The following is a 26,887-nucleotide window of genomic DNA, read 5'->3' as shown; positions in this document are numbered from 1 at the left end:
AAAAATCTAAAAACATAACGCTTTTAGATTCTTAATTATTATATGGATATGAAAATTAATACGGCTGTAGTACAGATATTGTTAAAACAGACTGTGCCATATCATTGTTCAGAGCATTAGTATCTACAGCTCTCCCAATCCCAAGTGTTGTATTGTTTAAAGTCCTGTTTATACAAGCCACTTTCACAGAATATTTATTTTTACGAGGAAGGTTCTCAAGTGTTGCATTAAGGTTAAAAATCTTATAGGCTCCACTGTCTCCCTGTAATACATCCGTTCTCACTGCTTTAAGTTTATCATCTACAAAAACGCCACAAGCAAAACTTGCTGATGCAGAACCATAATTTACTTTCTGAGCCATAGTTTGAAATGAGAATGTTACTTTGTTTGAATCATTTGTTACAGAAAAAGTATCAATAGCCTGAGGTATCACCGTCCAGTTTCCTTGCAAATTATCATCTTCATCATAAGGAATAGGATCCCCACTACTATAGAACGAAATCCCCGTTTGATCTGCAACTGTATTAATAGAGAAGAGAGACATGCTTCCCTGCCCATCAGCAATTTTAATGCTTTTCCAATCATTTGCAGTCATTTCCGAGTTATTATGAAAGATATCTCCGGCATTACCAGCCGATCCCTTCAATAAATCAGTACCAGCAGTTCTTAACTCTTTTCTAATACTGATATCTCCATTCACATCCAATTTATTAACAGGAGTAGAAGTGTTAATTCCCACCTGAGCCTTAAATAATGCGATAATCAATAGAAATGGAATAAAAAATATTTTTTTCATAGTTGCTTTATTTTATTATCGGATTAAATACTTGTGGAACTTCATATACCTCTACTTTCAAAGATGATTGAGCAATAAAATCATTAATATTATTATTTGTATTTATTCCTATTGCCAGATTTCGATTAGTTGAATTTCCGTATGATGCAAGTCTTGAACATGCAACGCTTACGGTATGATCTCCTTTAGAAAGATTGGTTACAAAACCTATTTGATTATGGGTAAGGAAAGGAAATTGAGCACTACTCGCTTTTAAATTACTTTGTCTTAAATTAATTAGCTTATCATCTACAAAGATCCCACATGCGTAATCTATTGATGTATCAGTTGTTCCATTAGCTGCAAAATTAGCTTGTACAACCGTTTCAAACTGAAAATAAGCTTTACTCTCAGTACTGAAAACACTGATCTTCTGTGATAAACCATTAATCTTCTTAAATCCGCTAAGACTGGAAAAATTAGCTCCTTTTGTAAAAGTTGCTGCTTTGGAAGTAGTTGTAGCAGGTTGCTCTGCATATGAAAAAGTAACTCCTATCTTATCTGAAAAAGAATTATTAAAAATCAGATAAAATTTATTGGGTTCATATTCAGGAATACGAAGGGTTTTCCAGATAGGAGGATATCCTTCTCCCTGAGAAACCAATAATTGGTCATTATTTCCCAAAGAAAGCGTATTATCTGTTACATCAAGTACAGCAATTTTATCTCTTAAATTCAAGTCTCCATTTACATCTAGTTTTGCTTTCGGAGATTCCGTATTAATACCCACTTGGGCTGATAACATCAATCCCGAAGCAAGAAGTATTGTCGAAAATATATTTTTCATCAGTTGGTTTAGTTAGATTTATAAGTTACATATTCAATGACATCAATCTTCATATTAGACTCCAATGTAAATGCATTGGATGCCCCATTAGAACTTTGAACATCACGTCCTATGGCAAACTGAGAATTTGAATTTGAAGTACTAATTTTTCTACAAGCAATTTCAAGGTTCTGTATTCCAACCGGAACATTAAGTTCTGTATAATTAAGGGTAAAGATATAATCCTGAAGCCCTGCTTTTCCGCTATTATTATTTGAAGCCACTCTATCTGGACGCATAGCTACAAGTTTATTATTTCTGAAAACACCACATGCAAAACGGACATTCTCAGAAGTGGTAGATACTGGAGCTTTCATTTCAATTCCGGCCTGAAACTGATACGTAAGCCTGTTTTTACCATTTTTAATCGTAAAGGTATTTTTAAGACCGTCAATTTTCACCCATTTACCTTTCGAAGTGTCATTGATATCATCTCCTACACTATTTTTGGAAACACCATCTCCCTGAACACCATTAGAAAGAGCGATAATGCCTGTCTGATCTGATGACAGGTATGAATTGATTAATTTATACTGTCCTTCTTCCATAAAAGACACGTTCAGGGATTTCCATACTGGAGGTAAGCCTTCTCCCTGAGAAACCAATACCTGCCCGTTCAACCCTGCACTTCCTGCTTGGGTTGAAGTTCCGCCTACTCTAAGTTCTTTTCTTAAGGTGGTTTTACCGTTTACATCAAGTGTAGATTTTGGCTTCGGGGTCCCGATTCCCACCTGTGCGTTGGCATAGAAGGATAATAACCCAGCTACACAACTAAATATAATTTTTTTCATAATAAGGACTGCAAAGGTACAAATTACGAATCGTAAAAAAAACCACTAACAATACTTAAACCTATAGAAATAAACACATTACGCAATAGAATTATTTATACAAAAAAGTAGAATTATTTCTACATCCATGCCCGTAAAAAGTTAAAATAAAATTACACACCCACTCAAACCACCATTAAATCGTGGTTTATCTACCTGTATTTTCTCATTAAAAAGTGACTTTAACCCTACCTAAAAGGGCTTAATTCTCATTAAAAGGAATATTAAGAAGAAAAAACATGATAAGAATCACAAAAAAACCATATAAAAATTCATTCTTTTTATATGGTTTAGTATTGTTTACAGAAAACTTGTTAATTTTTGAGCACTATATTTTAATTATGTTCAATGATAGCTTTTAGTAAGATATTTACCTCATCTACATTTTTCACTCTTTCTTTTCTCATCATCAGCTGATTCCCTTCCTTACCGGCTTTCTCCTTGAGCTGTGCTTCAGCAGGATTTTTTGTCAGATAATTAATGATATGCCTAAACCTGTCTGTCTGATAGAATTTATCCTGAGGATTGCTTGGGAAGTATCCCAAGAATACCCCATTTTTCATTACAATCTTCTCAAACCCTATATCAGCAGCCAGCCATTTTAAGGAAACACTTTTCAACAGATTCACAGCTTCTTTCGGCAATGCCCCAAATCTGTCAATCAGCTCAAGTTCAAACTGATGAAGATCTTTTTCATTATTAATCTCTGCAATTTTCTGATACAGCAACAATCTCTCTTCTGTATTAGAAATATAGAAATCTGGAAGCATCAGCTCCAAATCTGTATCAATATTAACATCTCTTACAGATTTGAAAAGTTTTTGTCTGTCTTCTTCGTTTTCAAATAAATTTTCAAAATCAGCATCATCTTTCAATTCTTCAAGAGCTTCCTGCATTAATTTCTGATAGGTTTCAAAACCCATCTCGTTGATAAACCCACTCTGCTCTGCACCCAATAAATCTCCCGCACCACGAATCTCAAGATCTTTCATTGCAATCTGGAAACCACTTCCAAGATCAGAAAACTGTTCAATAGCTTCCAAACGTTTTCTGGCATCAGCAGTCATCATATCATAAGGCGGAGTAATTAGATAACAGAACGCCTTCCTGTTGCTTCGCCCTACCCTTCCTCTCATCTGATGAAGATCTGCCATTCCGAATCTTTGAGCATCATTGATAAATATTGTATTGGCATTTGGAACATCTACCCCACTTTCAACAATGGTAGTAGAAACAAGTACATCATACTTTCCTTCCATGAAATCCAGAACATTTTTCTCCAACTGTTTACCTTCCATCTGGCCATGTCCTGTAATTACCCTTGCATCAGGAACCAGACGCTGGATAAGTCCGGCAATATCTTTAAGGTTTTCAATCCTGTTGTTAATAAAATACACCTGCCCATCTCTCTGAATTTCATAAGAAATAGCATCACGAAGTATCTCTTCACTGAATCCTACCAGTTGGGTATCTACCGGTTGCCTGTTGGGTGGTGGAGTTTTAATGACAGATAAATCTCTTGCCGCCATCAGAGAGAACTGCAATGTTCTTGGAATCGGGGTTGCTGTTAATGTAAGCGTATCCACATTATTTTTAAGGGTCTTCAGCTTATCTTTCACAGAAACACCGAACTTGTGTTCCTCATCAATAATCAATAATCCAAGATCTTTAAATTTAACCGAACTGCTCACCAGCTGATGCGTTCCAATAATAATATCAACTTTTCCGTTTTTCAATGCATCCAGAGTTTCAGACTTCTGCTTAGCCGTTCTGAACCTGTTAACATAGGCAACATTTACCGGAAAATCTTTAAGTCTTTCCTTAAAACTTCTGTAATGCTGAAATGCCAGAATAGTAGTCGGAACCAATACTGCCACCTGCTTACCATCTGTTGCCGCTTTAAATGCAGCACGAATTGCCACCTCGGTTTTACCGAACCCTACATCTCCACAAACCAGCCGGTCCATTACCGTATCCGCTTCCATATCTTTTTTCACATCTACAGTAGCTTTTTCCTGATCCGGAGTATCTTCGTAAATAAAGCTTGCTTCCAGCTCATTCTGTAGGTAAGAATCTGGTGTGTAAGCAAATCCTTTTGCCGTTTTTCTTTGGGCATATAATTGTATAAGGTCAAATGCAATCTGCTTTACCTTAGCTTTTGTTTTTTGTTTTAACGACTTCCAAGTTGGAGAACCAAGTTTGCTTAACACAATCTCTCTTCCATCCGGTCCGTTATATTTGGAGATCTTATGTAATGAATGAATGCTCACATATAATAAATCTCCGTTTTTATAAGTCAGTTTAAAACATTCCTGAATCTTTCCATCATTGTTCACCTTCACCAATCCCATAAACTTTCCGATTCCATGATCGATATGGGCAATATAATCTCCTATCTTCAGGCTCATCAAGTCTTTCAGAGTCAGCTGCTCTGATTTCGCAAAGGTATTTTTCGCCTTATATCTCTGATAACGATCAAAGATTTGGTGATCGGTATACACTAACAATTTATGTCCATTGTCTACAAACCCTTCATGCAGTTCAGATTTAAAGCTTTTAAAAGGAAGTTCATGCTCAAGTTCTTCAAAAATAGATTCAAGCCTTTCTTTCTGTTTTTCCGTTGAAAATGAAATCCAGGTATCAAATCCATCTTTCTGCTTTTCTTCCATATCTTCAATCAAAAGTTCAAAGTTTTTATGGAAAGAAGGTTGCGGAAGCTGCTCCATTTTAATTTCAGCAATATCCTTTAATCCTTCAATAACAGCATTTCCAAAGTCAATCGTTCTGAATTTTTTATAATCAAATAAAAACTCCTGATCAGAAATAAAGAGTTCCTGCGGAGCTCTATGAGCAATATCTTTACTTAACGTTTCAAACTTTTCCAGGGACTTTTCATAGAATGTTTTAATCTTCTGCATTCCTATCATTCCGTTTTTGGAAATCACATAGCTTTCCTTAGGCAGCAGCTGCAGCAATGAAACCCTGCTTCCCGTAACCGAGAAATTCATATTAGATACCAACTGAAAATCTTTCACTTTATCTACCGAAAGCTGAGTTTCTATATCAAACGTTTTAATACTTTCCACCTCATTACCAAAGAACGTAATCCTGTAGGGCTTTTCATAGGAATAAGAGAATACGTCCACAATTCCTCCTCTAACAGAAAATTCTCCGGGTTCTGAAACGAAATCAGTCTGCTGAAAATGATAATGATTAAGCAGTTCATCCACAAAATCAAAATCCAGCTGATCCCCTACTTTTATATGATGAGAAATAGCTTTAAAATCTTCTTTCTTCAATACCTTTTCTGATAAAGCTCCGGCATAGGCAACAATTACTTTTGGAGATCTCCCGGAATTGATTTTATTCAACACTTCAGTTCTCAACACAAGATTAGCATTCTGTGTTTTTTCTACCTGATAAGGCTCAAGGTGAGTAGCTGGGAAGTACAGTACTTTTTCTTTCCCAAGCAAGTCTTCCATTTCGGTATTGGCATACAATGCATCTTCTTTATCATCTACCAGATAAAGAATATTTTTTTTCTGAACCAAAAAAAGCTCAGCCACAAAAACAGAAACTGAAGATCCCGCACTTCCCTTCACGGCAATATGCTCACTATTTTCTAATTGGGTAAAAATTTCTTTCCCGAATTCTTTTTGCATCAGATCCGGAAGGAACTTTTCGTTGATGGATTTTAACTGCATAAATAGTAATGGTATAAACGACAAAAGCGATTTCGGGAGTTTTCCGAAATCGTTTAATACTATACAAAGGTAAGAATATTTTTTTCTTTGAATCCCAACCTATCAGACTTTCAGATTTAAAATGAATTACTTAGCCATTTAAATCTTAATTTTTTATTAATTTAATTAATTGCGTGTTAAAAAAACCCGAATATTTTCTCATGGCATAGTGTTTGGGACTTTAAATAAACCAAACATTAATTAAAAGTAGTATTATGAAAAAAGCAATGAAAATTCTAGGATTGTTGATGCTGTTTGTTTTTACAGCATTATCTTTTTCGTCGTGCAGCAAGGATGATGATCCTGCAGACAACGACTTTTTTGCAGGAACCTACAAAGGGAGCGTATCTTATAATGATGGAGGCTCTACCAATATTAGTACCGATGCCGGAAGTGTATTTGTAACAAAGATTGCCAGTGGCACGAAGTACAACTTCACCTTCTCAAACAGTATTCCAAGTCTAAACGGAATAGAATTCACTAAACAAGGAGATAACACTTTAGTAATGGTAGGATCTACTGCAACATCTTATATCAGAATTGATAATAATACATTGAAAATTTTATACATCCAGGATGGTAAAACATGGACAGCTAACTGTACACGTTAAATCATTCACTAATTATGTAAAAGCCTGTTCTCTTCGCCGAAAACAGGCTTTTTTTATTCTTCAAAAAATGACTTTAATTTTTTTTTAAGCTGTAATAAACTTTAGTTAAGTTTAAAAAACCAAAATTTTTAGCCTGCTTTTTGTATATCTTTATTCAACAAAAAATAAACAATATTCCTATGAAAAAATTATTATCAGCAATGTCATTAGTTTTAGGATTAGGCCTTGCTACTGCTCAGCAGACTGCTCCCGCTACCCACACTACTCCTGCCCCTGTAAAAACTACAGCCACTAAACCAGCAGAAGTAAAAGCTGCAAAACCAATGGTTGCTAAAACAGCGAAACCGGCTCAGCCTGCCCCTGCTGCTAAAATGAAAAAAGACGGAACTCCGGATAAGAGATACAAAGAAAACAAACATCTGAAAAAAGATGGCACTCCGGACAAAAGGTACAAAGCAAACAAATAAGCATAACATCAACATATAGTTGTTATTTTCATAATCAAATTTCGAGAAAAGCCGATGGGATTTATTTCATCGGTTTTTTTTATGTCTTACCTTCTAAAAATGGTTCCATAGTTCTCTACTTATTTATAAATTTGAACCATGTTAAACTTCTTCAAGAAAAACGCGGCGCTTATCTGGGCAAAAAAACATGTTCAAAAGGCGGAGGAATTCAAAAAAAATGCAGAGAAAAACCAAGAGAACCTATTGATTTCACTTGTCATCACAGCTCAAAAAACACTTTTCGGGCGGGAGCATGATTTTGAAAACATCCGTTCTGTAAAAGATTTTCAGGACAGAGTTCCTGTGTCCGACTACGAAGATTTAAAACCTTACATTGAAAGAGTAAAAAGAGGACAGGGGAATATTCTTTGGACGGATACTCCTGAATATTTTGCAAAAACTTCAGGAACAACATCTGGATCAAAATACATTCCTATATCTAAAGAAGGAATGCCTTATCAGATTGCAGGAGCTCAAAGTGCCTTATTCCATTATATAAGCAAAAAGAACAATGCGGATTTTGTTAACGGAAAAATGATTTTTCTGCAGGGAAGTCCGGAACTAGAAGAAGTTTTCGGGATTAAAACCGGAAGATTATCCGGAATTGTAGCACACCATATCCCTAACTATCTTCAAAAAAACAGATTACCAAGCTGGGAAACCAATATTATGGAAGACTGGGAAGCGAAAATAGACAAGATTATTGGAGAAACAGAACATCAGGACATGACCTTGATTTCAGGAATACCACCTTGGCTTATCATGTATTTTGAAAAACTGACTGAGAAACACGGAAAAAAAATAAAACAGCTTTTCCCTAACCTGCAGCTTATTGTTACAGGTGGAGTAAATTATGAACCTTACCGCGATAAAATGGAAGATTTACTGGGTGGAAAAGTAGATATTATTCAAACATTTCCTGCATCTGAAGGATTTTTTGCTTTTCAGGACGACTATACGAAGGAAGGACTTTTACTGCTAACCAACCATGGTATTTTCTATGAATTTATTCCATTGGAGGAATATGGAAAACCCAATGCAAGAAGATTAACCCTAAAAGAAATTGAGCTTAACAAAGATTATGCTCTGATTTTAACTACCAATTCAGGGTTATGGGCTTACTCCATTGGTGATGTTGTGAGATTTATTGATAAAAATCCTTACAGAGTTCTGGTTAGCGGAAGAACCAAACATTTCACATCTGCCTTCGGAGAACATGTAATTGCTTTTGAGGTAGAGGAAGCTTTGAAAGCAACTCTAGAAAAATATCCGGCACAGATTACTGAATTCCATCTGGCACCGCAGGTTAACCCAAATGAAGGTCTTCCTTATCATGAATGGCTGATTGAATTTGAAAAGGATCCTGAAAATGGGGAAGCATTTAGAAATGAGCTGGATCAGCAGCTTCGAAACAGAAACACTTATTATGATGATCTGATTTCCGGAAATATTCTTCAAAAGCTTCATATTACAAAACTGAAGAAAAATGCCTTCCATGAATATGCAAAGTCTCAGGGAAAGCTGGGTGGGCAAAATAAGACTCCACGATTAGCCAATGACAGAAATATCGCAGATTTATTAGAAATTTACAAATTTTAGAGATATTTTTTCAATTCCAAAAACGTATATTCGAAAAAAATTATAAATTTGAAAAACTAAACGAAAATAATGAAAGCATCTGTACTGTTGAAATCGTCTTTATTAACGTCTTTATTTGTGATTACGTCTTGCGCTACTACAAAATACAGCGAGGATATTTCAAAAAACAACTATTCCAATCTGGAAGCCGGAAAAGTTTACAAAGTAACCATGAGAGACGGGTCTCCGAAACAAAAAATATTATTCAGAAACATTGTTGGAGATAATCTTGTAGGTACAGCTGGAAAAAAAGACAGTACAGAAGTAATTATTCCTAAGTCTAAGGTAGCAGCTGTGAAAGACAGAAGAAAAGCAAGAATTGCGACAGGCGCTACTATTATCGGGGCGGCAGGTGTTGCTGCTATTGTTCTTAGTTCTTCAAGAGCAGACTAAAATAGATTTTATCTTTTGATATACATTTAATATATCTGTTAAAAAACGAAATACAGATAGCCCTAAATAAATTTTTAGGGCTATTTTTGTTCATGATTTCCTTTACCCCTTTACAAACTTTACAAAATATTGAGTTCAGAAATCTTCTTACCGGGAGATTTTTTATTGTTTTAGCTTTCAGAATGCTTGCCACTTTATTGGGATGGTGGGTATATCAATTAACCAAAGATCCTTTTTCAATTGGTCTTATCGGACTTTCCGAGGTTATTCCTGCTGTTAGCTGTGCTTTATATGCCGGACACGTTATTGATATGAATGAAAAAAAGAAGCTGTTGCTGATCTGCAATTACACCTATATTTTTCTGATCGCACTTCTTTTAATTCCCGCTTTCTTCAATGTACAAATGCACTTTACAGGACACGAGATCACTTATTACATCTATGGAGTTATATTTTTCACCGGAATTGCCAGAGCTTTTATTGGCCCTATTGTTCCTTCTATGATTCCTAAAATTGTAAAGAAAGAGAACCTTCCGAACGCTGTTACCCTTAATCAGGCTACATTCCTTATCTCTTCTGTATGTGGACACGCCATCGGCGGACTTCTTATCGGATATATTGGAGTACAATGGACACTGGTTGCGATTTTATCACTGATATTTATTGCCTCTCTGTTTTTCTGGCAGCTCAATAAACAATATTCAGAATATAAAAAAGAGACTGTAAATGTTGTGGAGAGCATGCGTGAGGGGATCTCCTATATCTTTAAGACAAAGGAAATTCTGGGAGCCTTATGCCTAGATATGTTTGCTGTACTTTTTGGAGGGGCCGTAGCGATGATCCCGGTATTCGCAACAGACATCCTGGATTCAGGAGCAGAAGGATTCGGTTTACTGAATGCCGCTTCTGATATTGGTTCTATGTGTATCATTACTCTTTTATCTATTGTTCCTTTACGAAAAAACCAGGGAAAAATTCTTCTTGCAGTTGTTACAGGGTTTGGAATCTGTATTATTGGATTTGGGTTATCCAAACTTTACTGGCTTTCGTTTATGTTCCTGGTATTAAGCGGAATGCTTGACGGCATTTCTGTAGTGATCCGAGGAACGATTGTACAACTTAAAACACCGGACCATATAAGAGGACGTGTATTGAGTGTGAATTCCATATTCATCATGTCCAGCAATGAAATGGGACAGTTTGAAAGTGGATTAATGGCTAAAGTATTGGGAGTGGTTCGTTCTGTAGTATTTGGTGGATGCATGACCGTTCTGATTGCTCTGATTGTTGGAAGCACCAACCCAAAGCTAAGAAAGATGCAATATTAATAAACTTATCATCAATTGATTTAAAGACACCTAAATCAATTAAAATTAAATATATACAAAATAAGGACAGAAGATTTTCTATCCTTATTTTCATTTTATACTTGATTTATTTTAAAACAATCCACTATTCCTATTTCAAATCAAAAACCACAAACATCTTTCCATTGCAATCTTCACATATTATAACCTAACAATAAAAATACAGTATTACAAAACAAGAACACACATTATTTAAATATATATCAAAATACATCACCAAACATTAATAATTTCATATATTTGCTACAAATATCCCCTTTATGAATAAAATTTTATTTATTTTAAGCTTTTTCGTGACCGGTTTCTGGGCAAGCGCTCAGACTTTTACCGACAAAGCTTTACAACAAAGCGCTTCACAGCTCAACACCACCAATACCGAAGGTGATTACGACAAACTATTTAAGAAATTTACAGAAACTAATACTTCTGAAAAATGGCAGGCTTTTTATTATGCCGCTGTTTCTATGTATCTTAAAGCGGAACTTTTATCAAAAAAATCTACTGCATCAGCTATTCCTGCAAGTGTTACAGCCGAAAAATTTGCTCTTGGGGGATCACTTTCTCAACCTAACAATCCGGAAAACAATATCCTTCTGGGACTTATTACATTGCAAAGCATACAATTAGGAGTTTACAATGATCCGGCAAAAGCGACACAAGAGGTTTTAAAATATATTGCAAAAGCAGAAAGTTCTGATCCGAACAATCCAAGATTAGCGATCCTAAAAGCAAAATCAGCTGAAAAATCTGGCAACATGACCGAAGCTGAAGCCCAATATCAAAAAGCAGCAACAGGATTTACAACCTTGAGCTCTGTACCTGGATGGGGTAAGCAACTTATCTCTGGAAACAAATAATTTACTTTAAGTATTCAATTTTAAATCGGTCAAAAAAATGAAAAAATATCTACTGATTTTTCTAATTTTCATCACCCAAATGGTTTTTGCACAACAGGACTGCATCACTGCTATCCCTATATGCAGCGACGCAGAAATCTCATTAAAGCCTAATGGAAGCGGAAGCGTAAAAGAAGGAAGCGGTTGTTTAAGCAGCGAAAGTAACTCTATCTGGTTCACCTTCAGCATACAAACAGCAGGAACATTAACCTTCCTTATTACCCCTATGGGACCCAACGCTTACGACATTGATTATGATTTCGCATTATATGGACCCAATCACGACTGTAACAACATCAGAGAACTCCCTTTAAGATGCTCCTATGCTGGAATGGGCAATTTAATAAGCAGACCCCTTACCGGTCTTAGTATGACCGCCACAGATACCACAGAAGGCGGTGGCGGAATTGGCTTTGTAAAATATATTGATGTACTTCCGGGAGAAGTATATCATTTGCTTTTAAATAACTATTCCACTGAAATTGCACCTTTTAAATTAAGCTTTGGCGGAACAGCAACATTGCTTACCCCATTCGATAATAATTCATTAAAAATTTACCAACCTTTCCCATTCTTAAAACCTGGTGCAAAAAATGATGGAAACATTGACATTTGTGGCAATCCTGTAACTTTTGACTTTGCTACCCTATCAAATCACATCAGAAACAACAATCCAAATTTTGTTATAAAATATTATCGCAGTGCAGCTGATGCAGCGAGTGATTACGATCCTATAACAACTCCTATTCCTGTTAATACTACTACTCAATATACCTATTCTATTTCTTACGCTGACCCTACTAAACCTGTCACCTTTTTAAATCAATGTAGGGAATTTGGAGATATCAGGTTTTTTGACAGATCATTCAAACTGACTGTTGGGGAAATTACCTCATGTAGTAACAACAACTCAGGAACAGCTCTATATGACTTATCATCAGCTGATATAGGACTAACTCCTAACCTTAATGTAAAGTACTACCCTTCAATGTATGATCTCGATCATGCCATCAACGAAATAACCAATCCTTATCAATATGTTTCGGCAGAAGGATCAGTTTTTGTAAAAGCAACCAATGAATATGGATGTATTACCATTACAGAAATTAAATTAAAATTCCACCCACTGGTAAAAGCTCTTCCTGATCCTACAATAACCGAGTGTCACCTGGAAACAAATCCTTCTATGGGTATGTTCAATCTTGACAACGCTCCGATTACAGTACCAGCTGATGGCACGAAGAAAAAATACTACCCTTCAATGGCTGATGCAGTAGATGCTACCAATGAAATAACAAATTACAAAACCTATATGGCACCTAATGGCGTAGTATATGTAAGAGTATATGATGACCTTGGATGTTTCACTGTTGCTAAAATAACACTTCAAGTACTTCCTCCGGTAAAATCCAGTGTACTTCAGGATAAAATCATCTGTATGGAAGACAAAACCACTCTGGATGCAGGACCAGGATTCAAAAAATATGAATGGAGCACCGGAGCAACCACCCAAAGCATCAGTGATGTAGGAGTAGGAACATACTGGGTAAAACTAACATCTAAAGTTCAAGAATGTACTACTATTCAAACTGTAAAAGTATATCCTTCTGAACAGCCGGTTATCTCCAGCATTGATGTATCTACTACGAACATCACTGTAGATGTAACAGGCGGAACACCTGACTATAAATACTCCATAGACAATGTTGTATGGCAGGATTCTAATGTATTTAATGATGTCCCAAGAGGTAATTATAAGATATATGTAAAAGATGCCTACGATTGTGATCCTATTATCATTGAAGCAATAGTTCCAAATATTGTAAATGTTATTACACCAAACGGAGACGGTATCAACGATGTTCTTGATTATTCTGCAATTGCAGGTAAGCAAAACCTGACATTGAATATTTTCGACAGGTATGGTGTAAAAATTCACCAGGCTGATAAATCTAACGGATACAAATGGGACGGAACCATTGCAGGTAAGAAAATACCTACAGGCACTTACTGGTATTCTTTAACATGGAATGAGAATAACAGCAAGAAAACCCCATTCAAATTCTCAGGATGGATCATTGTGAAAAACAGAGAGTAACCCCCTCAATCATATCATAAAAAATCACCTCAATGGAGGTGATTTTTTTTATCAACATACCCAATCCCCTATTAACCGCATTTTCACAAAGACTACTAATAATTTGTTGAATACTATTTTTTAAATATTTTTTAAATAAACTATCTTTGCACCATGGCGCAGAAAGAAACATTATCATCCCTTACCCACGGAAACTTTGCAAAAGAGCTATCTATTGCGGATGGGAAAATGCCTCCTAATGCAGTGGACTTCGAAAGACTTGTTATCGGAACTTTTTTGATTGACAAAAAGGGTCTTGACCATTCCATTGACCTCCTTACTCCGGAAGTATTTTACGATCCCAGACACCAGGTTATTTTTTCTACCATCTTAAAGCTTTATGAAGGTAATCATCCGGTAGATTTAATGACCATTATCCAAGATCTTAAAAAAGAGGACAAACTAAGCCAGGCAGGAGGAGACCATTATATTATTGACCTTACCATGGGAGTAAGTTCATCTGCCCATATTGAATATCACGTTCGTGTTATTCTTGAAAAATATATTTTAAGAAGTCTTATTAACGTTTCCGCGAATGTAATTGATTCTTCCTATAAAGAATCAACTGATGTATTTGAACTTCTGGATAAAGCAGAACAGTCTTTCTTTGAGATCACCAACGGAACGATTAAAAAAGGATTTGATACCGCCAACTCATTGGTAAAACAAGCGATTGACACCATTAAATCTTTAAAGGACAAACAAGGACTTTCGGGGGTTCCTTCAGGATTCCGGGATGTAGATAAAGAAACCGGAGGCTGGCAGAATTCCGACCTTATTATTATTGCAGCACGTCCCGCGATGGGAAAAACCGCATTCCTTCTTTCGATGGCAAGAAATATTGCAGTAGGTCACAAAATCCCAATGGCTTTATTCTCTCTCGAGATGGCTTCGGTACAGCTTATCACCAGGATGATTGCTTCTGAAACAAGAATTTCATCCGAAAAATTAAGAAAAGGAACTCTTGACGACGAAGAATGGCAAAGACTATTCTCCAACGTATCCGAATTGGAAAATGCTCCTTTATATATTGACGAAACTCCATCACTGTCCATTTTCGACTTCCGTGCAAAATGCCGAAGACTGGTAATGCAACACGGAGTAAGACTGATAATGGTTGACTACCTTCAACTGATGACCGCTGGTAGCAGCGGAAAAGGAGTTGGAAACCGTGAACAGGAAATTTCCATGATCTCTCGTTCATTAAAAGCGATTGCAAAAGAATTGAATGTTCCGGTAATTGCACTTTCCCAGCTTTCGCGTAGTGTGGAAACACGTCCCGGAAAAAGGCCTCAGCTTTCAGATCTAAGGGAATCCGGAGCGATTGAGCAGGATGCAGATATCGTATCTTTTATTTTCAGACCGGAGTATTATAAAATCACCGTTTGGGATAATGATGAGGAAGGACAGGAAACTTCTACAGAAAACCAGGCCGAATTAATTATCGCAAAGCACAGGAATGGTGCTACAGCTGACGTGAGATTATCTTTCTTAAAACATTTTGCAAAATTCGGTGATATTGAAGCTGCCCTTGACGGCGGTATGGGAGGCGGCTATCCATCGAACTTTGGTGAACCTAGTGGTTTTGACAAAATCAAAACAACTATTCAGCCTGGAGCAGCATTTGATCTTCCGGACAGTTCGAAACTTTCAGGATCTTCTATGAATGATTTTGATGATGATGATGATTTCCCGTTTTAAATAATTCAATTTTATAAAGCAGATTTGAGAATCGAAATTTATACAGACGGTGCATGCAGTGGAAATCCCGGAAAAGGGGGATATGGAATTCTTATGCGCGTTCCTGAAAAAAACTATCAGAAAACTTTTTCTAAAGGCTTCCGAAAAACCACCAACAACAGAATGGAACTCCTCGCTGTAATTTCTGCTCTGGAAAAGCTAAAGTCAACAGAAAACGACATTCATGTGTATACAGACAGCAAGTATGTAGCGGATGCTGTTAATCAGAATTGGATTACCGGATGGATCAAAAGAGGGTGGAAAAATGTAAAAAACCCTGATCTCTGGAAAAAATTCATTGAGCTTTATAACCAACACAAACCTACTATGCATTGGGTAAAGGGACACGCAGGCCATTTCGAAAATGAACTTTGCGACAAATTAGCAGTAGCAGCTGCCAGTTCTCCCAATCTTGAAATTGATACTTATTTTGAAGGATTAGATAATAATTCTCTCTTTTAATTTAATTAATACAAATCCGAAATAACGCGTACAACTTTTACTACTTTATCATAATAAATATTATTTTTTGAATAATAATTAATTTTTTTAACGAAATTAACACAAAATAACCATTTATTACTTGGGATTTAATATATTTACCATGAATTAAATTCTCAGTGAAATGAATAAAAATTTATTATTTTACTTCTCAATTATTTTACTATCCCTATCTGGTGCATCTTTCGCCCAGACCTATCAACTCACCGGAAATCCCATTAACACTACAGGCTGGACTGTTGTGCCCAGCGCTACCACAAGTGGTGATTTCATAATGCTAACTGATGATGTAGGAAGCAAATCCGGAGCAATAAAACTTAATGATCCCATTAATCTGAAATACTGCGATAAATGGAAAGTGGAATTCGATTTCAGAATTAATGGAAATGGAATACCAGGATTTGGAAAAGGTGATGGATTTGCCTTTTGGTATCTTGCCAATCCGCCTGTAACAAGCCAACAGGGATCAGGATTAGGAATTCCACAGAATGCAATTGGTTTTATGGTTGGTTTTGATATTTACAACAATACAACCAGTGCTCAAATGAGCAAAGTACACATTGCCTACGGGGTAGTTCCCAACACTACAGACACTAACAATATTGAATTTTTCAACACTCCCGGAAGTTCATTTCACTCCGCAGACCTCAACGCAACCCAACCTTTTGTAGGAGACACCTATAAACACGTTGAAGTAACAGGTGAAACAGATCCCGCTAACCCTACAAGCTGGATTATTACCGTAAAAATGGATGGAACAACTATTACCTCACAATCATTCGCTCCTTCAGCCGGAGCTGCTACAATGACCCAGGGGTACTTTGGTTTCTCAGCATCTACAGGTGGAGCTTCAGCAAGAAATTCCATTAAAAATGTAAAAATATACACTGATAAAGTATCAATTCTAAAAAACTTAGCAACCCAGTCTTTCTGTCCCAATCCTACTAACGGATATGGCAGTGTAAATTTAACCGATTTCAATGCTCAGTTTGTTGCTAATCCTGGAAATTACACATTCAAATATTATCCTCAAGGCAGTTCTACCCCTATTTCCAATCCTTCCAATTATGAATTTAACACCAACACCACAGTAATTATAGTTATTAAGGATAACGCCGGAGTACTTTGTGACAATCCCGATGGAAAAATTCAGTTGGACCTGGCTCCTTTTAAAGCTAATGACAAAACACTTACTGAGTGTAATAACAATAAAGCGGGTACCGCTACATTCAATTTAAATTCCGCTAACATAACAGATGTGCTTGGTGTTACAAAGAAATATTACAAAACACTCAATGATTTAAATTCCGGAACGAATGAAATTTTATATCCGGACACTTATCTATCTGCACAAGGAACCGTTTATGTAAAAGTAACTACTCCGCTAGGATGTACAGGTACAGCAAAAATTAATCTTACTTTTTACCCTGAAACAGCAGTAAAAGAAGCCACCATCCAATCTTGTTTTATTGAAAACAATGTACTTAATGGCGTGTTCAATTTAACAACGGCCAATGTTACTTCACTTACTACCGGGATCATTAAAAAATATTACACCACCATTACCAATGCTATTAATGACACCAACGAGATTGCCGATATTTATCAATACACTTCAACAAGCACAGCTGTATACGCAAAAGTAACGGACACTAACGGATGTTTTGCTATTGCCAAAATTAACCTTGTGGTACTTCCACCTGTTAAATCTTCACTTCTTAAAGACAAAACCATCTGTATAGAAAATAAAACCGATTTGGACGCAGGCCCTGGTTTTGATGAATACCTATGGAGCACTGGAGCTAAAACTCCCGCTATTAAAGATGTAAGTGTAGGAACCTATTGGGTTAAACTCAGAACAGGAAACTGTACCACTACACAAATTGTCAACGTACAACCGTCTCCCAATCCTGTAATAGCCAGCATTGATATCCATAACAATACAATTGTAGTTAACGTGGTAGGTGGAAAACCACCTTATCAATATTCACTGGACGGAACTCATTGGCAGACATCCAATATTTTCACAGGTCTGGCCAGAGGAGAAGTAAAGGTTTTTGTAAAAGACTTTTATAACTGCTCCCCTATTGAAGTTCAGGTTACCGTTCCTAACCTCATCAATGCCATCACACCTAACGGAGACAACAAAAATGACTTCATTGATTATTCTGCTTTGGCATACAAGAAAAACCTAATCTTCACAGTGTATGACAGATATGGAAACAAGCTGTATGAAGCTAACAAAATAAGAAATTACACCTGGGATGGAAGGGCTTATGGTAAAAAGATTCCTTCCGCTACTTATTGGTATACGATCTCATGGAATGAAAACAATAAAAATAACACTGAAACAAAATACTCAGGTTGGGTATTGGTAAAAAATATGGAATAAACATTAATACAAATAACAACATCACAATCCTTCCACTATGAAAAAAAATCTACTCTTTTTTCTGCTGGGTATTTTATTATGTCTGTCAGGAAAAATGTACTCACAAACCTATCAACTTACCGGAAATCCTGTAAACACTACAGGTTGGGATCTTGTTTCCGATGCTGTTGTAAGCGGAGATTTCATAAGACTTACCACAGACCAAACAAGCAAGTATGGAGCTATAAAACTATCCACTCCAATTACCTTAAGTTATTGTGATAAATGGAAAGTAGAATTTGATTTCAGAATAGATGGAAACGGTACAACCCAGTTTGGGCGCGGAGACGGTTTTACATTCTGGTATCTTGCTAACCCTCCAACAGGATTCGTATCAGGAGGAGGTCTTGGGATACCCGCCAACGCATCAGGATTAATGGTTGGTTTTGATATTTTTAACAATACCACTGAAGGCCAGATGAGTAAAGTACATGTTTTATATGGCACAAACAATACCACCGGCAACAATATAGAATTTAACAATACTCCCGGAAGTACTTTTCACTCTCCAGATCTGAATCCCACTCAGCCATTTGTAGGCAACAACTACAAACACGTTGAAGTAAACGGAGAAACAGATCTTACTAATCCTACCAACTGGATTATTAAAATTAAAATAGACGGAGTGCTTATTGCCGATCAGTCATTTGCCCCTTCCGGGAATGCTGTAGGGATGACACAAGGATATTTTGGATTTTCTGCAGCAACAGGAGGGGCCAGCGCTCGGCACTCTATCCAAAATGCCAAAGTTTTTGTAGATAAAGTTCCTATTTTAAATAATACCATAAAACCTTTCGTTTGCACCAACCCTGCAACTGGAAGCGGCACTGTAGACCTCACTTCATACAATACCCAATTTGTAAACAATCCTGGAAATTATGTTTTCACCTATTACCTATTGGGAGTTGCTACTCCTATCGCCAACCCTACTAGTTTTCAATATACAGGAAATACAACCATTAAAGTTGTTGTTAAAGATCCCTCCTCAACACTTTGTGATAATGGAGACGGCATTATAGAACTGAATCCGACCCCGTTTGCAGCAACCGATGCCAGTCTTACTGAATGTAACAATAATAATGGAGGAGTCGGCATCTTTGATCTCAATACTGCGGCAGTAACCACATTAACGGGAGTTACTAAAGAGTTCTATCCGAGCATACACGATCTGAATGCCAGCACAAATCAGATCACAACACCCACTGCCTATGTCTCTCCTCCTGGGATTATATATGTAAGGGTTATTACGGCACAGGGATGTATAAGCACTGCTAAAATCACACTAAATACCCATCCGGTTGTAACCGTTTATGACGTTCCAATAGAATCATGTTTTATAGAAAGCAATCCATTAACAGCCTCTTTTAATCTTATTAATGCTGCCGTTGTTCCAAACCCGGCTGGATTTACAAAAAAGTACTATCCATCTATAACAGACGCCCTTAACGGAACCAATGAAATAACTACCCCGGGTGCCTATATTGCTCCCAATGGGGTAGCCTATGTTAAAGTTTTCAATGCCACCGGATGTTTTTCAATTGCTAAAGTTACTCTAACAGTCAAAGCTCCGGCTCCGTCCAGGGTTTTAAAAGACAAAATTATTTGTGTAGAAAGCAAAACAACACTGGATGCCGGCCCAGGATTCAAAAGTTATGAATGGAGTACCGGAGCCACTACACAATCTATTAAAGATGTGGGCGTTGGTATTTATTGGGTAAAACTAAAAACCGGGGAATGTATCACTACTCAAACAGTAACGGTATTTCCAGCGGAAAGCCCCGTTATATCCAGTATAGATGTTTCAGGAGAAACCGTTACTGTACATGTAAACGGCGGAATGCCTCCTTATCAATATTCAACAGACAATATCACCTGGCAGGATTCTAATATATTCACTAATGTTACAAGAGGAGTTGCCAAAATATATGTAAAAGACAGTTATAATTGTGAGCCTATTATGATTAATGTCACTATACCTAACCTCATTAATATCATTACTCCTAATGATGATGGCATCAATGATTTTATTGATTACTCAGCACTGGCTATCAAACCTAATCTTGAAGTTAATATTTTCGACAGGTATGGTGTACAGGTTTTCAGAGCGGACAAAAGCAATGGATACAGATGGAATGGCACAGCTAATGGCAGAAGGGTTCCTACAGGAAGTTATTGGTATTCCGTTTCATGGAATGAAAAAAACAACATGAACAGAACAACACCTATCAACTTTGCAGGCTGGATTATTGTTAAAAACAGAAATTAATCACGTTTATCATTCATATTAGAAGAGTCACTCCGTTATGCGGGGTGATTTTTTGTATTAATTTAAGAGGATATATTTCATTTTAAAGCCCCTTTATTCATATTCAATTCTTAAATTTGTGCTATGAATTATTTGGAAGCTTTAAGCAGAAGATATTCTGTGAAAAAATTTAATAATCAAATTATTCCTCAGGAAATCCTTCATAACATTCTTGAGTCAGGAAAACTGTCTGCAAGCTCTCTGGGACTTCAACCTTATAAAATTATCATTGTTGAAAGTGAGGAAATGAAACAAAAACTGATTCCTGCTTTTTATAATCCATCCCAGATTTCCACATGCTCTCATCTTGTTGTGATTATTTCAAAGAAAAACATTGAAGAAAATTATATCCAAGGATATTTTAAACATATTTCTGAGGTAAGAGAAACTCCTCTTGAGAAACTTGATCCATTCAAGAGCAGCATTAATCAGCATATTAATCAAAAAACACAGGATGAAATTTTCAACTGGGCAGAAAAACAATCTTATATCGTATTAGCCAATCTGATGTATGCCGCTGCCATTGAAAATATAGACTCATGCCCTATGGAAGGTTTCAGACAAGATCTGATAGAAGAGATCCTGAACATCAATCCCGAAACAGAAAAAGTAACCGTTACCCTCGCTTTAGGCTACCGTTCTGAGGAAGACCACTTCCAACACATGAAAAAAGTAAGAAAACCAAACGAAAAATTGTTTAAATTTATTTAATATTTAAATGATTGTACCTAAAGCAAGCACATGATAAAAGCGGATGTATTAGTAATCGGTTCCGGCATTTCCGGACTTTCTTATGCCATTAAAGTTTCTGAACAACTCCCTGATGCCAAAATCATTATTGTAACAAAGTCTGATGAAGACGAAAGCAATACCAAATACGCACAGGGCGGTCTTGCTGTAGTGACCGACTTTCAGAACGATAATTTTGAAAAACATATAGAAGATACCATGCGTGCCGGAGACGGTGAAAACAAACGTGATGTTGTAGAAATGGTAGTAAAGGAAGCCCCTGCAAGATTCAATGAAATTGTAGAATGGGGAGCCCAATTCGATATGAAAAATGGTAAATTTGCACTGGGAAGAGAAGGAGGCCATACCGAAAACAGAATCGTCCATCATAAAGACATTACAGGTTTTGAAATTGAAAGAGCATTATTGGAAACGGCCAACAACAGCCCGAATATTGAAATTCTAGACCACCACTATGTAATTGATATCATTACACAGCACCATGTTCCGGGGAAAGAACTTAATGAAGGAGATATTCACTGCTACGGTGCCTATATATTGGATGAAAAATCCAAAACCATCAAAAAAATCACATCCAAAATCACACTGGCTGCTACAGGTGGAGCCGGACATGTTTATAAAAACACAACCAATCCTTCTATTGCAACAGGAGACGGAATTGCTTTCGTAGCCCGTGCAAAAGGAAAGGTTTCCAATATGCAGTATTACCAGTTTCATCCTACGGCCCTTTATAGTAAGATTGACGGAATGCTTTTCCTTATTTCTGAAGCAGTAAGAGGAGACGGTGCCAAATTAAGAACCAAAAGAGGTGAAAAGTTCATGCAGAAATATGATGAACGTGAAGAATTAGCCTCCAGAGATATTGTAGCCAGAGCCATTGATAATGAAATGAAAATTTCAGGAGACGAATATGTAGGTCTGGACTGTCACGAAATGAATCAGGAAAAATTTCTTGAACATTTTCCCAATATTTATAAAAAATGTAAAGACGAAGGTATTGATCCCTTCACTCAATTAATTCCTGTTGTCCCTGCCTGCCACTACCTGATGGGTGGTATTGAAGTAGACAGAGACGGACAGTCTTCCATCAGAAATCTTTTTGCCGTAGGAGAGTGTACAAATTCCGGATTGCACGGAGCCAACAGATTAGCTTCAAACTCTTTACTTGAAGGATTGGTTTTCGGACACAACGCTGCCATAAAAACAGTATCTCTTCTTAATGAAAATCTATTCAATTTTGATGATTTAAAAGCGGTTCCGGAATGGAATGAAGAAGGAATGAAAATCATGGATGAAATGGTGATCATCAGCTACCTTAGAAAACAGCTTCAGGAAATGATGAGCGATCTTGTTGGAATTGTGAGAAGTAACAGACGTCTGAACATGGCTTTACAAAAACACCAGGAAATTGCAGCAGCCGTTGATGAAATCTACCACTATTCTATTCTTTCTCCACAATTATCAGAATTAAGAAACTTAACAACTGTTGCCAACCTCATCATTACCCAGTCTATGGAAATGACGGAGAATAAAGGTGCATTTTACAATAAAGATTTAGCCTAAAAGCATAACACAATGAAAAGACCAAGCTACGTTACAGATAAAGCATTAAAAACATTTATAAAAAATGCCCTTGAAGAAGATATCCAAGATGGAGATCACTCTACCCTTTCCACGATCCCTGAAGATCTTCAGCAAAGCGCTAAATTGTTAGTAAAGCAGGATTGCATCCTCGCAGGTGTAGAATTGGCAGAAATTATTTTTAAAGCTTTTGATAAAAAACTGAAGGTTGAAACTTTCATCAAAGATGGTACCCCTTGTAAAGTAGGAGATATTGCCCTTATTGTAACCGGAAGCGCCAGATCAATTCTTTCCACCGAGAGGTTTGTTCTTAACTGCATGCAGAGAATGAGTGGTATCGCAACACTAACTCATGACTGGGACTCAAGATTGGTAGGAAGTAAAACCAAACTTTTAGACACCAGAAAAACAACCCCAAATTTCAGAATGTGTGAAAAATGGGCAGTGGCTATTGGCGGTGGAACCAACCACAGATATGGGCTTTATGATATGATTATGCTTAAGGATAACCATATCGACTACAACGGAAGCATCACCAATGCTGTAAAAATGGCTAAAGACTATGTTAAAAAGACAAAGAGAAAGTTAAAAATTGAAGTGGAAACCAGAAATCTGGAAGAAGTTCAGGAAGCCATCCACGCAAAAGTTGACAGAATCATGCTTGATAATATGGATGTTAAGACCATGAAGAAAGCTGTAAAAATGATCAACGGTTCATGTGAGTCTGAAGCATCAGGAGGAATTACCCGTGATATGCTTAAAGAAATTGCATCTACAGGAGTTACATATATCTCTGTGGGAGCTTTAACACACTCGGCTGAGAATATAGATTTGAGTCTCAAAGCCGTGAAATAGCGTTGAATTTTTAACAAAAACACCCCCCCTTTATTAAAAACTCAATAACATGACTTTTTTCATATAAAAAATCATTTTTCATTGATAAAGCTAACAATCAAGCACTTAACACTATTAAGACAGATTAAAAATTAACATTGAGTTAATAATAGTTAAAATATATTTTGCGAATTTTGCAGAAAATTAAATCTAATTATTACTAACGATTATGAAATTAATCAACAAATCGATGCTAACTGCAGTAATTACTTTATCTACGGCTAGCGTCTATTATGCACAACAGGTTCAGGACTCTACAAAAATCAAGTCCAATGATATTGAACAAGTTGTATTAACTGGTGTTGCCGATATCGCTAAAGATAGAAAGACTCCAGTAGCAGTTTCAACAATTAAAGAAGCACAAATTGTTGAGAAATTGGGTAACCAGGAATTTCCTGAGATCCTAAACACAACTCCATCCGTTTATGCTACTAAAGGTGGAGGTGGTTTTGGAGACTCTAAATTAAATATTAGAGGATTTAACCAAAACAATATTGCCGTAATGGTAAACGGTATGCCAGTAAATGATATGGAAGGAGGATCAGTATACTGGTCAAACTGGGCAGGACTATCTGATGTAACTTCTGCAATGCAGGTACAGAGAGGTCTTGGATCATCCAAATTAGCAATTGCTTCTGTAGGTGGTACTGTAAATATTCTTACAAGAGCCGCTGACAAAAAACAAGGAGGAATAGTTTCTCTAGCAGTTGGAAATAATGACTATGTAAAATCTCTTTTCGCTTACAATACAGGAAAATCTGAAAAAGGATGGTCTTCTTCATTCTTAATGTCCAGAACTGCAGGTTCTATGTACGCAGACGGAACTAAATTTGAAGGATATAACTACTATTTTGCATTAGGATACAAAAAGCCGGGAGGTAACCACGATTTTCAGTTTACAATTACTGGAGCTCCTCAATGGCATAATCAAAGATCATATGCAATTGCTATTTCAGATTATATAAAATTCAACCCTGATCACGATGGAACTCCAGACAGACAATATAACTCAGACTGGGGTTATCTGAACGGAAGACAATATTCAGCAAGAGTAAATTATTATCATAAGCCGGTATTATCCCTAAACTGGGACTGGACAATGAGTGAAAAGTCAAAACTTAACACTGTATTATATGGTTCTTTTGGTAGAGGTGGAGGAACAAACACTACCGGTTCTGCTAATGGAAAGAGCTTAAGTACTTTTAGAGATCAGACTACTGGATTATATAACTTTGATAATGTATATGCAGCTAACCAAGCTTCTACACCAGATAAAGGAGTACTTATCAGAAACGCATCTATCAATTCACACAACTGGTTTGGTTTAATTTCAAGCTTCAACCACACCATCAATGATAACTTTAAGTTCTCTGCGGGTGTTGATGCAAGATACTATTATGGATACCACTATCAGGCAGTAACTGATTTATTAGGTGCAAGCGGATATATTGATAAAAGTAACAAAAACATTCCACCTAACCTAGTAACAGCAGTGTCTAAGCCAGAAGCTAGCTGGAATCCATTCGGTGGGAAAATCGATAATCTAAATAATCAAATTGGGTACAGCAATGATGGTGAAGTACTTTGGTACGGAGCTTTCGGTCAGTTTGAATATACAAACGATAAAATCTCTGCATTCGTTCAAGGATCAGTATCTAACCAAGGATTCCAGAGAATTGATAACTTCATTGTTGATGGAGTTACAAAATCGAAGAAAGGAGAAATCATGAATACTAAAACTGGTTTCAAAAATCTATTCGGATATAACATCAAGGCTGGAGTTAACTACAATATTAACGAACAACACAATGTTTTCGGGAATGTTGGATACTATGAAAAGCAGCCATTCTTCAATGCAGTATACAGAAGTAACGAGAACATCGTTTCTCCGGATCTTACGAATGAAAAAATCTTTGGTGTAGAATTAGGATATGGATTCAGATCTGCAAAATTCAATGCCAATGTTAACGTATACAGAACAACTTGGGATGATAGATACCTTAGAAAACCAAATCTAAGAGATGTTGTTGCAGGGAAGACAGCTTATGTTGAAATGAATGGTCTGAACGAAATTCACATGGGAGTGGAAGTAGATGCTAACTATACTCTTAATAAGGTATTAACCGTAAATGGTATGTTCTCTCTAGGAGATTGGTACTATAAAGGAAATGCTACTGCTACTCTTTTTGAAGACAGTACAAACCAACCACTTAACTTCCCTGGAAGTACAAGTAACGAGGCTACATTATACTTAGACAAAACAAAAGTAGGTGATGCTGCTCAGATGACTGCTGCTTTAGGAGCAACAGTAAAACCTGTCAGAAACCTAAGCTTCGATGCTACTTGGAGAAATACCAACAATCTTTATGCTAGCTTAGATGCATTCAACTTCAGAACTCAAGCTGCAGCCCAAAAAGGTACATTAGAATTACCTAGCTACAATTTGTTTGACTTAGGTCTTTCATATAGAATCAACCTAAACAACAAACAACAGTATTTCACGATCAGAGGTAACGTTTATAACTTATTTGATACAACATATATCGCTGAATCAAATACAAATACTCACGCTAACCTTACAGCACAGGAATATGCTGAAATCAAAGGTGGAACAGTTGCGGGTCTTGCTAAAGAATATGCGGCTTACCAAGCAGCAGGTAATTACAAAGGAATTAGCCAAACTAACCAGGTATTCTTCGGATTCGGTAGAACTTGGACTGCTACTCTATCATTCAACTTCTAATTATCACAATATTAGATTTTATAAATATGAATCCCGGCTTTAAGCCGGGATTTTTTCATTCCAATAATAGATATTATAGGGGTTGGGCTATAAAAATAGTGATTTCCAATACCTATTCTAAATGATATAAATATCCCAAAAACGATGAGCTAAACCCTTC

The 26,887-nt window shown here is 36.6% G+C and carries 19 protein-coding genes; 15 read left to right on the top strand and 4 right to left on the bottom strand.

The window, feature by feature from the left end:
• Nucleotides 1-55: 55 nt before the first annotated feature.
• The 4 genes from J2772_RS18700 to mfd all read right to left on the bottom strand — a co-directional run bounded on the left by J2772_RS18700 (nt 56) and on the right by mfd (nt 6,195).
• Nucleotides 56-796: a hypothetical protein gene (locus J2772_RS18700; protein ID WP_209919386.1), complete on the bottom strand. Its 741-nt coding sequence runs from the start codon at nt 794-796 to the stop codon at nt 56-58.
• A gap of 7 nt (nt 797-803) precedes the next feature.
• Complete coding sequence (locus J2772_RS18695; protein WP_209919385.1) at nt 804-1,622, bottom strand: hypothetical protein; 819 nt, start codon at nt 1,620-1,622, stop codon at nt 804-806.
• Between the two features lie 8 nt (nt 1,623-1,630).
• Entirely contained in the window at nt 1,631-2,452 is an 822-nt protein-coding gene (locus J2772_RS18690; RefSeq protein ID WP_209919383.1) for a hypothetical protein, read from the bottom strand.
• A gap of 374 nt (nt 2,453-2,826) precedes the next feature.
• Nucleotides 2,827-6,195: a transcription-repair coupling factor gene (gene mfd, locus J2772_RS18685; protein WP_209919382.1), complete on the bottom strand. Its 3,369-nt coding sequence runs from the start codon at nt 6,193-6,195 to the stop codon at nt 2,827-2,829.
• Nucleotides 6,196-6,449: 254 nt separating this feature from the next.
• Between mfd and J2772_RS18680 the strand changes: the two genes are divergently transcribed.
• The 15 genes from J2772_RS18680 (at nt 6,450) to J2772_RS18610 (ending at nt 26,727) form a co-directional block, all read left to right on the top strand.
• Nucleotides 6,450-6,845: a hypothetical protein gene (locus J2772_RS18680; RefSeq protein WP_209919380.1), complete on the top strand. Its 396-nt coding sequence runs from the start codon at nt 6,450-6,452 to the stop codon at nt 6,843-6,845.
• Nucleotides 6,846-7,024: 179 nt separating this feature from the next.
• A complete protein-coding gene (locus J2772_RS18675; RefSeq protein WP_209919376.1) occupies nt 7,025-7,312 on the top strand; it encodes a hypothetical protein in 288 nt (95 codons plus the stop codon).
• Nucleotides 7,313-7,450: 138 nt separating this feature from the next.
• A complete protein-coding gene (locus tag J2772_RS18670; protein WP_209919374.1) occupies nt 7,451-8,950 on the top strand; it encodes a GH3 auxin-responsive promoter family protein in 1,500 nt (499 codons plus the stop codon).
• Between the two features lie 69 nt (nt 8,951-9,019).
• The gene (locus tag J2772_RS18665) at nt 9,020-9,382 is read left to right on the top strand and encodes a hypothetical protein (protein WP_209919372.1); all 363 of its coding nucleotides are present in this window, start codon (nt 9,020-9,022) and stop codon (nt 9,380-9,382) included.
• A 92-nt stretch (nt 9,383-9,474) separates the two neighbouring features.
• Nucleotides 9,475-10,710 carry an MFS transporter gene (locus J2772_RS18660; protein ID WP_209919370.1) on the top strand — a complete coding sequence of 412 codons (1,236 nt, stop codon included), beginning with the start codon at nt 9,475-9,477 and terminating at the stop codon, nt 10,708-10,710.
• A 299-nt stretch (nt 10,711-11,009) separates the two neighbouring features.
• Entirely contained in the window at nt 11,010-11,606 is a 597-nt protein-coding gene (locus J2772_RS18655; RefSeq protein ID WP_209919368.1) for a tetratricopeptide repeat protein, read from the top strand.
• A 37-nt stretch (nt 11,607-11,643) separates the two neighbouring features.
• Nucleotides 11,644-13,743, top strand: coding sequence for a T9SS type B sorting domain-containing protein (locus tag J2772_RS18650; protein ID WP_209919365.1), 2,100 nt, complete (start codon nt 11,644-11,646; stop codon nt 13,741-13,743).
• A gap of 153 nt (nt 13,744-13,896) precedes the next feature.
• Nucleotides 13,897-15,483 (top strand): replicative DNA helicase, encoded by a 1,587-nt coding sequence (gene dnaB, locus J2772_RS18645; protein WP_209919363.1) that lies wholly within the window; start codon nt 13,897-13,899, stop codon nt 15,481-15,483.
• A gap of 24 nt (nt 15,484-15,507) precedes the next feature.
• On the top strand, nt 15,508-15,984 hold the full coding sequence (gene rnhA, locus J2772_RS18640) for a ribonuclease HI (protein WP_209919362.1): 477 nt from the start codon (nt 15,508-15,510) through the stop codon (nt 15,982-15,984).
• Between the two features lie 163 nt (nt 15,985-16,147).
• The gene (locus tag J2772_RS18635; protein ID WP_209919360.1) at nt 16,148-18,415 is read left to right on the top strand and encodes a T9SS type B sorting domain-containing protein; all 2,268 of its coding nucleotides are present in this window, start codon (nt 16,148-16,150) and stop codon (nt 18,413-18,415) included.
• Between the two features lie 37 nt (nt 18,416-18,452).
• On the top strand, nt 18,453-20,720 hold the full coding sequence (locus J2772_RS18630; RefSeq protein WP_209919358.1) for a T9SS type B sorting domain-containing protein: 2,268 nt from the start codon (nt 18,453-18,455) through the stop codon (nt 20,718-20,720).
• Between the two features lie 123 nt (nt 20,721-20,843).
• Entirely contained in the window at nt 20,844-21,470 is a 627-nt protein-coding gene (locus J2772_RS18625; protein WP_209919356.1) for an NAD(P)H-dependent oxidoreductase, read from the top strand.
• Between the two features lie 30 nt (nt 21,471-21,500).
• Nucleotides 21,501-23,072 (top strand): L-aspartate oxidase, encoded by a 1,572-nt coding sequence (gene nadB / locus J2772_RS18620; protein WP_209919354.1) that lies wholly within the window; start codon nt 21,501-21,503, stop codon nt 23,070-23,072.
• Nucleotides 23,073-23,084: 12 nt separating this feature from the next.
• Nucleotides 23,085-23,945, top strand: coding sequence for a carboxylating nicotinate-nucleotide diphosphorylase (nadC, locus tag J2772_RS18615; RefSeq protein WP_209919352.1), 861 nt, complete (start codon nt 23,085-23,087; stop codon nt 23,943-23,945).
• A 208-nt stretch (nt 23,946-24,153) separates the two neighbouring features.
• On the top strand, nt 24,154-26,727 hold the full coding sequence (locus tag J2772_RS18610) for a TonB-dependent receptor (RefSeq protein ID WP_209919350.1): 2,574 nt from the start codon (nt 24,154-24,156) through the stop codon (nt 26,725-26,727).
• Nucleotides 26,728-26,887: the final 160 nt, after the last annotated feature.

Source organism: Chryseobacterium jejuense, from assembly GCF_017877355.1.
Lineage (GTDB): Bacteria > Bacteroidota > Bacteroidia > Flavobacteriales > Weeksellaceae > Chryseobacterium > Chryseobacterium jejuense_A.
Note: the sequence above shows the minus strand (reverse complement) of the source record. Positions and strands in the feature narration are given on the sequence as shown.